Origin of the sequence: Romboutsia sp. (genome assembly GCF_035470145.1) — a bacterium.
GTDB lineage: Bacteria > Bacillota > Clostridia > Peptostreptococcales > Peptostreptococcaceae > Romboutsia_D.
On sequence record NZ_DATIRC010000141.1, the window covers coordinates 1 to 2,187 of the forward strand.

Below are 2,187 nucleotides of genomic sequence, written 5' to 3' on the forward strand. Positions count from 1 at the left end.
CCCTGTTTTTTGTTTTTCCCTCACAAGTCTTTAGCCAAGAAACTCAGAAAATTGATAAAAATTTGGATAACATTGCAATTCAGTATGCTGAATGTGCTGCTTATTATGAGCTTGTTTATTATGCAATGAAAGCCTCGGATGAGAATAAAACCGCAAATACTTATCGCCAGTTAGAGAATGATGCGATGTTATACTCTTTGTTATTAGCAAACGAGGGTAGAAGCAAAGACTTAGCGATCGAAGTAACTAATGCAAGATTTGATATATATATAAAAAAGATGAAACAAGAAGCTGATCATAGTAATGAAAATATTTCCATACTCATAAATAAATATCATTTTCAATGTCAGGAACTTATGAAAAATCCACCAACAGAATTAACTGAAGTATTGAAAAGAAAAATCCTTGAAGAAGCCAATAATCAATCTCTAAGTAAGGATCAACCATGAAACCAATACTTTCTATTTTGGCCATAGTTCTATGCCTAGGAATGGCAACAAGTGGGTTTGCTAATAATATTTTCTTCTTTGATTTAAAAAAAGCAGACGACATTAAACTTTTAGCAGGGGAGAAAAACTTAGCAATGCTTTTTACATCAGGCAAAACATCTAATGTCTGGGAGATAAAGTATAGAGAGGTTTTTTCAGTTTTTATAAGAAGTTGTAAAAATGATATTGTCACTACCAATTTAGCCAAAAAACATTTGTTGATAACAGCGGGATTTCCCCAAACTGTTAAGAATAAGATTGCATGAATGGAAGGCGGAATCATGAAAAGTTCATTTAAGGAATATAATCAATTTTACAATATAGTCTTTATCATTTTCATTATAATAACAAATTCTTGTGCACCTGCTTTAAATACCAAAGATTGGGATTCAAGGTTTGTGGAAGCTAAAAGGACTGGAGCTGATCCAAAGGTTTATACTGAACTAGCCCACGCGGCACTTAAAAATAATGATAATGCTTCTTTCAAAAAGGCGGCTGCCGCAGGATGGGAATCAGCGAATAAAGATCCAGAAGCAAAAAAGGCATTAACCTCTTTTAAAATTAATAATGAAGAGGATTACGAGAATTTACTGAAAAAAACTTATGCTACATCATTAGAAAAAAAGAAAATTGAGGCTGAAAGGGCTGAGGCTGAAAGGAAGGAAGCCATAGCGGCCCATACAGTAACTATTAATCAATCATTGGATTTTGAGGGAATTAATATCATTGTAAAGTCGGTTGGGATTAAACAACTTGAACAAAGAGAATATTTCTATTTATCTGGCAAGAAGAGAAAGACTCTATCTGATAATGTATTATGTGTTAACATAATAATAAAAAATATTACTGAAGGACAAGTATTTGCTCCCATAAGTAAAAGGTTACTGGAAATATCATATTATAATGATGAGTTTAGCAATAAACATAATTATCCATTCAAATTGAACTCTGGATTCAAAGAAACCCCTAAAGCTATAAATATTGGCAGAGAAATAAAACCTGGCGAAAGCCTTGAATCTTGTATTCCTTTTGAAGTTCCAAAAGTTGATAATTCTAAAAACTTTGTAGCTGATATTTATTTAGTAAAATCAAATATAATAGAAGACAATTATGTTTATAACATGAATCCTGATCGATCAAAAACGGTGATATTAAATTTTAGTAGGAAGGATTTAACGAAACAAAATAATTAGTGTTGTCCTTATTTTTTCTTATTACATCCTGCGAAAAAGTGATGATATTTAATAAGGATTGGTAGAGATGAATGGGATTTTTCAATAATCTTAAAAAGCAGAAGTATGTCAACAAGCTCTTAACAGCTTACAAAATGACCTATAAATGTGGAGACTATGCTGCTATTGAGTGTTTAAGAAAAAATTATTCCACTAAAGAACTTAAAGAAATTTATGACTTTTTGAGGGATGCGGAAAAATCAGGTCTACTACACACCATGATTTTAGCCCCTCAATTTAAAGAAAATTTTACAACGGTAGCAGAAATAGACAAAAAATATAGTAAGTGGGAAGACAAATTAGATGAGGATTATTGAAGAACTGGAAAAGTTTCTTGATAAATTTATACCACGAATTGGGGCGGGTAAAAAAGCAATTACTTATCACCTCACCTATTTTTGAAATATGATTTCACACTATTATAAATGTATTTTTATCCATATACCTAAAACAGCCGGTACAAGCAT

Annotated in this window: 4 protein-coding genes; all 4 read left to right on the forward strand. The window is 31.5% G+C overall.

The genetic code is table 11. The annotated features are described in order from the left end of the window. Nucleotides 1-449 (forward strand): hypothetical protein (locus VLM92_RS05545; protein ID WP_325275357.1); only part of this gene is annotated, 449 nt, incomplete at its 5' end. A gap of 17 nt (nucleotides 450-466) precedes the next feature. Next, entirely contained in the window at nucleotides 467-754 is a 288-nt protein-coding gene (locus tag VLM92_RS05550; RefSeq protein WP_325275358.1) for a hypothetical protein, read from the forward strand. Nucleotides 755-769: 15 nt separating this feature from the next. After that, nucleotides 770-1,681 (forward strand): hypothetical protein, encoded by a 912-nt coding sequence (locus tag VLM92_RS05555; protein WP_325275359.1) that lies wholly within the window; start codon nucleotides 770-772, stop codon nucleotides 1,679-1,681. A 71-nt stretch (nucleotides 1,682-1,752) separates the two neighbouring features. Continuing rightward, nucleotides 1,753-2,037, forward strand: coding sequence for a hypothetical protein (locus VLM92_RS05560; RefSeq protein WP_325275360.1), 285 nt, complete (start codon nucleotides 1,753-1,755; stop codon nucleotides 2,035-2,037). Nucleotides 2,038-2,187: the final 150 nt, after the last annotated feature.